This window comes from Streptomyces sp. NPDC006265, assembly GCF_040613555.1.
Lineage (GTDB): Bacteria > Actinomycetota > Actinomycetes > Streptomycetales > Streptomycetaceae > Streptomyces.
Genome location: NZ_JBEXSH010000411.1, coordinates 1 through 7,807, shown reverse-complemented (window position 1 = coordinate 7,807; position 7,807 = coordinate 1). Strand labels below are relative to the sequence as shown.

Annotated in this window: 6 protein-coding genes; 2 read left to right on the top strand and 4 right to left on the bottom strand. The window is 69.1% G+C overall.

Translation table 11 applies throughout. The annotated features are described in order from the left end of the window. The 4 genes from ABZ281_RS28535 to ABZ281_RS28520 all read right to left on the bottom strand — a co-directional run. Positions 1–2,303: AMP-binding protein (locus tag ABZ281_RS28535; protein ID WP_356660009.1), on the bottom strand; the 2,303-nt coding region annotated here is incomplete at its 3' end. Positions 2,304–2,383: 80 nt separating this feature from the next. Beyond that, positions 2,384–3,541, bottom strand: a complete 1,158-nt coding sequence (locus ABZ281_RS28530) for an acyl-CoA dehydrogenase family protein (protein WP_356660007.1) — start codon at positions 3,539–3,541, stop codon at positions 2,384–2,386. A 323-nt stretch (positions 3,542–3,864) separates the two neighbouring features. Further along, positions 3,865–4,425, bottom strand: a complete 561-nt coding sequence (locus ABZ281_RS28525) for a hypothetical protein (protein ID WP_328883250.1) — start codon at positions 4,423–4,425, stop codon at positions 3,865–3,867. Between the two features lie 659 nt (positions 4,426–5,084). Next, positions 5,085–5,741, bottom strand: coding sequence for a 4'-phosphopantetheinyl transferase superfamily protein (locus ABZ281_RS28520; RefSeq protein WP_356660005.1), 657 nt, complete (start codon positions 5,739–5,741; stop codon positions 5,085–5,087). A gap of 426 nt (positions 5,742–6,167) precedes the next feature. Here ABZ281_RS28520 and ABZ281_RS28515 point away from each other — a divergent pair, with 426 nt between their 5' ends. Next, complete coding sequence (locus ABZ281_RS28515; protein ID WP_356660003.1) at positions 6,168–7,163, top strand: aldo/keto reductase; 996 nt, start codon at positions 6,168–6,170, stop codon at positions 7,161–7,163. After that, positions 7,160–7,807, top strand: a 648-nt coding sequence (locus ABZ281_RS28510) for a hypothetical protein (protein WP_356660001.1), incomplete at its 3' end; no start/stop codon positions are given. The genes ABZ281_RS28515 and ABZ281_RS28510, both read left to right, overlap by 4 nt.

Below are 7,807 nucleotides of genomic sequence, written 5' to 3'. Positions count from 1 at the left end.
AGGGCTTCCAGGGCACCCGGCGCGGCGTCCGCGACGGCCGTGCGGTCGAGGACGACCTTCCCCCCGGCGTCGATCCGGCGCATCGGCCGGTCCTCGTCCGTGGTGTACGTGGTGCGCAGCGCGGCGTGTCGCTCCACCACCCGGTCGAGCGCTTGTTGCAGGGCGTCCGGGTCGACGTCGTCGGGGAGGCGTACGGCGCCCGCGACGTTGTAGGCGGCGCCGCAACCGGTGACGTGGTCGAGGAACCACAGGCCGCGTTCGCCGTGGCTCAGCTCGTCGGGCGAGACGTCGGGGGCGGTGGCGTCGGGTACGACCGTATCCCCGGCGTCCTCGACGGAGGCGACCACGGCGGCGAGGACGTCGCGGACCGGGGCGCCGTGCATGGCCTCGTATCCGAGTTCGACGTCGAAGGCCTTCTCCACCTCGTGCTGGATCTCCAGGAGGTCGAGGGAGTCGAGGCCGAGTGCGGGGCCGGACCTGCCGAGGTCCAGGGCGGCGGGATCACCGCCCACGCGCCGCGCGATGGCCGCCCGCAGGAACGACTCCACCGCCCGAGGTGTGCGTGCCTGGTCCGGTCCCGCGGTGGCGGTGGCCGGGCCGGAGACGTCGTCCTGGCCGTATTCGTGGACGCCCAGCACGGCGAGCGTGCCGGCCAGATACTGCTCGCGGGCCGCGAACCGCTGGATCTTGCCGCTCGATGTGCGGGGCAGCCGCCCCGGCCGTACCAACGCGAAGGCGTGCGGGGCGATGAGGTGGTTCTCTCCGACAGCGGCCCGCACCGCCGCCGCGACCTCCCGCACGTCGGCGTCGCGGGCGACCCGCTCGGCCTCGTGTGCGACAACCAGCACCTCCTGGCCGTCGACGGGGACGGTGAAGCAAGCCCCGCCGTTGTGCCTGAGTGCCGGGTGGGACCGGAAGGCGGTGAGCTCGATGTCCTGCGGGTAGTGGTTCACCCCGCGCAGGATGATCAGGTCCTTGATGCGGCCGGAGACGAACAGCTCGCCGTCGACGACGTAGCCGAGGTCGCCGGTGCGCAGGAAGGGGCCGTCCTCAGAGCCCTCGATGCGAGCGCCGAACACCTCCGCGCTGGTCTCGGGGCGCTGCCAGTAGCCCTGGGCGACGCTCGGGCCGCCGACCCAGATCTCCCCGACCTCTCCTTCGGCGCAGCGCCGGCGCGTCTCGGGGTCGACGATGGCCAGTTCCTGTTCCGGGGAGGGCTGTCCGCAGCCCACCACGGGGTCGGCGCCCTCGATCTCGCGCACCACGGGGGCCGCCTTGGGCGAGCCGCCGGTGACGATGAGGGTTCCCTCGGCCAGTCCGTAGCAGGGGTAGAACGCCTCGCGGCGGAAACCGGTGGGCGCCAGGAAGTCGGCGAAGGCGTCCATGACATCGGCGCGGACGGGCTCGGCTCCGTTGAAGGCGACCTGCCAGCAGCTGAGGTCCAGGCCCTCCAGTTGCTCGGGGCGTATCTTGCGCAGGCACAGCTCGTAGCCGAAGTTCGGCCCGCCGCTGGTCGTGGCCCGGTGGTCGGAGATGGTGCGCAGCCAGCGCAGGGGGTCGGCGGCGAACACCATCGGCGGCATCAGCACCGTCGGGTATCCGGTGTACAGAGGCTGCAGGATGCCGCCGATGAGGCCCATGTCGTGGTAGGGCGGCAGCCAGATGACGGTCTTGCTGTCGGGTGTGAGCTCGAAGAACCGCTCGATGTCACCGCCGTTGTGCAGCAGGTTCCCGTGGCTGACCATCACCCCCTTGGGGGTGCCGGTGGAGCCGGAGGTGTACTGGAGGAAGGCGAGCGCGTCGCGGGGCGCCGGCTCCGGCCGCCAGCCGGCCTCCGGCGTCACGTCGGTGTCCACCCCGATCCACCGGAGCGTGCCCAGCAGGGGGTTGGTCTCGACGAAGGCGTCGCGCTGCCCCGCGACGGCCCCGAGGGTCAGGGCCGCGGTCGGGCGGGCGTCGGAGACGATCGCCTCCAGCCGGGACAGGCTGCGGACCAGACTCGCCCCGTTCGGCGGGTACACGGGGACGGCGATGACCTCGGCGTAGAGGCATCCGAAGAACGAGGCGACGTAGTCGAGTCCAGGCGGCAGGACGATCACCACCCGTTCCCCCGGAGCGCAGTGCCTCCGCAGGGTCGCGCCGATCTCCCGGGCCCGGGCGTCCAGTTCGCCGTAGGTCCAGGAGACCTCGCGGTCGCGCTCCAGGAAGGTGTAGGCGACGGAGTCGGGTTGCTCCGCGGAGCGACGCAGCAACAGATCGGTGAGCGAGTCGGCGACGCGGCTCGCAGGCCGTCCACTGTTCATCGAGGTTGGTCCTTCCCCCGTGATCGAGGTGTTGTCTGCGGCGGCCGGATCTGCGGCCCGTGCGACGTTCCGGTCGGTGGTCAGCCGCGGCCGACGACCTGCCTGGCGTACTGGCCGAGCATGGACTGCTGGATCTGGGTGGTGCCCTCGATGATCTCCATGACCTTGGCGTCCCTGAAGTGCCGTTCCACCTGGCCTGGCGTGCCGATGCCCTGCGCTCCCTGGATCTGCACGGCGTCGGCGGCGGCCCGGTTGGCCAGCAGTGAGGCCCGGTACTTGGCCATGAGGGTGAGGTTGACCGCGTCCGCCTCGTTCTGGTCCTTGCTCAGTCCGGCCTGGTGGCAGAGGGCTCTGGTCGCGGTGATGTCGGTGACCATGTCGGCGAGCATCCGCCGCACCAGTTGGTGGTCGCTGATCGGCCCGCCGTACTGGTGGCGTGCGTCGGCGTGACGGACCGAGGCTTCCATGCACGCCTGGGCCAGTCCGACCGATCCCCACGCGGTGCTGAAGCGGCCCAGGTCGAGGGAGGAGGAGGCGATGAAGGTCAGGCCCATGCCGGGCCGGCCCACGAGTGCCCCGGCGGGGATGCGGCAGTCGTCGAAGACAAGCTCACCGAGCATGGAACCCCGCAGGCCCAGCAGGCCGTTGAGGGCGTTGACGGTGAGGCCGGGGGTGTCCCGCTCGACCAGGAACGCGGTGTGCTTGCCGTCCAACTTGGCGAACACGAGGAACAGGTCCGCGATCTGGCCGAAGCTGATCCACTTCTTGCTCCCGCGCAGTACGAAGCCGTCCTGCCCGTCCGGGGAGGCGACGGGATCGGCGTCCATCTCGATGGAGGCCGCGTCGGAGCCGATGCCCGGTTCGGTGAGGGCGAAGGCGGCGAGCGTCTCGCCGCGGCGGATCGGACCGATCCAGCGGTCCCGCTGCTCGGCGGTCCCCCAGCGGTCGAGCGCCTGGGCCACCATGTCCTCGACCGCGACGAAGTTGCGGATGTTCTGGCACGCGCGGCCGAGCTCCTCGCTCAGCAGCCCGTACGTCACCCAGTCCATGCCGCCGCCCCCGTTGTCCGCGCGCACGGGCGCCGCGAGGCAGCCCTCGTCGGCGAGCGCGCGCACCACGTCCGTGGAGATCGCCTGTTCGGCGTCGAACGCGGCGGCGTGCGGAAGGATCTCCTTCTCGGCGAAGAGCTTGAACCGGCTCCGGGCCGCCCGCTGGTCCGGAGACAATTGGACGATCACAAACAAGCACCACCTTGTGTCACGAGCGGAGGAGTGGAGCGCCGCGCCGCATCGGACGCGCGCGAGCCGAGCGTCATCGGTCGGGATGACGCTCGTGGGAGTGAGGAGGAAACGGGGTGGGTCACCGGGCGCCGAGGCGGTATCGCTCGGCGTCTCATCGGTGTCGGCGTCACCGCCGGGATGGTGCTCCGCCCGACCCGCCGGCTGGGCCGTTCAGTCGGGCGACCTGCACAGACACGTGTGCAGTCTGGATTTCATATTCTTAGCCGCCGGACCGGAAGTCAAGGGTCGGCTTGCCGCCCTCACGGCCCTGACGGCCCACATCAGCCCACGGACTGGAGCACATCGGCCTCGTAGTAGTAGACCCGGCGGCCGTTCGCGCGGCGCCGCCAACTGTTCACCGATGCCAGCCGGTAGACGTTGCTGGTGGACAGGCCCCACAGCTTGGAGACCTCTACGACGGTGAGCCACCGCTCGCCGCCCGAGGAGTTCTGCCGGCTCACTCGCCGGTCCAGTTCGCGCCAGCGGTGCGCGGGCCAGGTGTGCTCGGGGTCGATGTCGCAGCGCAGTTCGCTCGGCAGGAGCTGTTCGTGCGACTGGATCACGGCGACCAGGGAGCCGTCGCACTGCTGCTCGACGCACGGGCCGACCCTGAACTTGCGGGTCCGGTGGGGATAGGCGGCCCGCTTCGCCTTGGCCGCCGTCTCGTCGATCTCGGCGACGGCATCGGCGGCCGCCGTGTGCGCGCAGAGCCACTGGGCATGACGGAGCAGAAAGGCCGTCATGGCCTCGACCGACCGGTCGGGGGCGGCGCAGGCCCGCTCGGTGGCGACCAGGTCGGACCAAGCCAGCAGACGCGCCCGGACACCATCGCGGGCCTCCACAGCGCTGGAATTGAGCGAAATTCCCCGACCCAGTTGACGGGATACTCTCTCGCCCTTCTGGGGTGACACCGTGAGCATTTCCTCACACTGGCGGTAGAGGCGCGGCAGGGACGTCAGATTCTGTCTGAAGCGATCGAAACATGTTCCGCACACATGGAGCCGACCCTGACCGGCCTGCCGCATCCGAATAACGTCACGTTTGCAACTGTGACACTGATAGTGCTGCTCCACATCATTCGACACTTCGATTCCCGTTCTACACCATGGGGAAACCCGAGGACTGCATACTATCAGCGCATACCGCAGGAGCGGAGGAGGAAGGGGAGAACCGGCCTCCTGTCACGACGGAGGCCGCGACAAGATTAAACTTGGCAACTGCGAATCAAATGAGCATGAATGGTCGAGTTCATGCAATCCGGCCCACCGACCTGATTCGTCACGTTCACCTACCCCGTTACAAGGGATTCAGAGCCGGAAACCGAGAAGGGACTCCCGGCCCGCCGCGCTCCCTCACCTTCACCTTCACCCTCACGGTCGCGCCATCCCACCGAATAGGGCCTCTCGCCCCGCTTATGACACAGGCATTACCATTCCCCATCGAGCCGACGATGTACGAAAGAGGGCGAGCCCACTCTTTCCCGGACGCCGGTACGCGCCGGTCAGGACTGCGCCGTCGTCACCGCGAGGGCGGTGACGATCAACCCCTCCTCCACCAGCCACCGGCCGGTGAACCCGTCGGCGGGTACAGCGGGATCGGTTGTCAGCAGACGGGCCGAGAAGGCGCCCTCGTACTCGCTGGTGATGTCCGCCTGCTCGAAACCCAGCCATCTGCGGGTGAGCGGGAACCACGCCTTGTAGACGCACTCCTTCATGCTGAACAGCAGCCGGTCCCAGCTGACTTCGGGCTCCAGGCGCCTCATGTCCGCGATCCGCAGCCGCTCGGCCGGCAGAGCCGTGACCTCCAGCACCCCGTCCGGCAGCGGCGCGTGGGGCTCGGCGTCGACTCCGATGGCGAGCACACCGTCGCGCACCCGGGCCACGGCCGCCGCTCGGTATCCGTCGCAGTGGGTCATGCTGCCGACGAAGCCCTCCGGCCACACGGGGGCGCCGCGCTCGCCCGGCAGGATGGGGACGGGGCCGACTCCCAGGTCCGCGAGCGCTGTTCGCGCACACCAGCGGACGGCGGCGAACTCCCGTCTTCGCTTCTCCACTGCCCGGCTCACGACCTCGGGCTCCCCGCCCAGGAGGGGCGCGTGGGGCGGGTCGTCATACGTCTCAGCCACGGCCACCGAAGCCGGTAACAGCTTTTCGATCATCAGTGCTCCCCCGCACGATGCGGTGGGCCCTGCCGCCCACCCGTCCTGAGGCCGCTCCTCGTACGGGATTCCCGAAGAGCGGGCGACCTCATTACCGGCGATAGACCTTTCGGCCGAACCGCCGACGAACACCGGCCATTTATGATCACGTCCGGCCCGAGCCACGCTACGTCAGCCGGCGGACCCCGGCAAGTGATTTCGAGAAGGGAAGCACCCGTCTGCCGGACGTTCATCCAGCGCCCAACTCCATACGCGAACTTTCCAGACATGGGGGGCGAGTTGGACAGTACACCTTGCCCATCGGGGGAACCTGCCGGAGTATTCGACCGTTCGCTATCTGAGATACCGTCACCCGCACCATGACGGGCACACGCCTCCGTATTCACCGAACCAAGATGAATTGCACATCGCATTCAGAGAGCGACCATGGCTACCATTGGGCAATCCGACCTGAAAGTCTTCCCGCTCTGCCTGGGCGGAAGCGTCTTCGGCTGGACCGTCGACCAGGACACCTCGTTCACCGTCCTCGACGCCTACCTCGATGCCGGCGGGAATTTCATCGACACCGCGGACTCCTACTCGCAGTGGGCGCCCGGCAACCACGGCGGCGAGTCGGAGACGGTCATCGGCCGCTGGCTCGCCACCCGGAAGGTCCGTGACCAGGTGGTCATCGCCACCAAGGTGGGCCGCAAGAAGGGCCTTTCCGGACTCGGCCGCAAGGTGATCCAGCAAGCCGTCGAGGACTCCCTGCGCCGCCTGCGGACGGACCGGATCGACCTCTACTACACGCACGCCGACGATCCGGGCACCCCTCTCGAGGAGACCCTGACGGCGATGGACGCCCTGGTCTCGGCCGGGAAGGTCCGCCATGTCGCGGCGTCCAACACCACCGCGGACCGACTGTCGGAGGCCCTCGCCGTCTCCGAAAAGGCCGGTGTCGCCCGGTTCGTAGCGGTGCAGCCCCCCTACAACCTGGCCGACCGCGACCCGTTCGAGCGTGAGCTGCTCCCCCTCTGCCTCGAGGAGGGCCTGTCCTGCGTGCCCTACTTCGGGCTGGCGCAGGGGTTCCTGACGGGCAAGCACCGCGACGCGGCGTCCGCCGCCGGGAGCGTACGGGGGGCCGCGGCACGGCAGTACGCGAGCCGGCCCCACGCGCGCGCCCTGCTGGAGACCCTGGACCGCGTCGCCGAAGGCCACGCCGTCGCTCCCGGCGCGGTGGCGCTGGCCTGGCTCGCCGCGCAGCCGTCCGTGAGCGCGCCGATCGCGAGCAGCAGGAGTACCGGGCAACTCGCGGAGCTTCTTCCCGGCGCGACCCTGCGGCTGTCCGCCGGCGAGCTGCACGAGCTCGACATGGCCTCCCGGGCCCTCACACCCGACCGCACGGACCGCAGCGCACCGACTGGAGACACGGCGGCATCATGACCTCTGCCCACCCGCACACCGTCCTGATCGGATTCGACTTCCTCAAATCCTTCACGAGCGCGGCTCGCAGCGCGTACGAAGAATGCACTCCGGAAGAACCACCGTCCTGTTTCGCCTTGTTACTCGGGACCGTCAAGGGCGGCGTGGCCCATATCGCCGAGGTCGAGTTCGCGACCAATGCGCGGGCGAGCGACCCGACCGCCGTGGCGGAATTCTCCGGCACCATCGCCGCATGCTTCGGAGCGGCCTACCGGAACACCCGCCGGGGGTTCTGGTGCAGTTCCAAGGACCTCTTACGGATACAACGGCAGGCCGACCGCCAGGGGCTCGACATACTGGGATCCGTCCATCTGCATCCGGACTGGCACCTCATAGGGCCGCCCTCCGAACGGGGTCTCACCATCAGCGAAGACCCCACACCCATGGACCGGTACATGTTCGACAACACCAGATATCCGGTGAACATGATCTGTTATCTGGAATCCATCGGCGGAAAGCTGTCGTCGGCACTCGCCGCGTGGGGACCGCCTTCCGAGGAGCAGGCTGACGCTCCCTGCCCCCGGCTGGCGCTGCGCTTCGCGGTGGCAACTGATCGGGCAACGGGCTTCCTTGGTCGTGCTGGGTGTCGTAACCGCGTCACTACC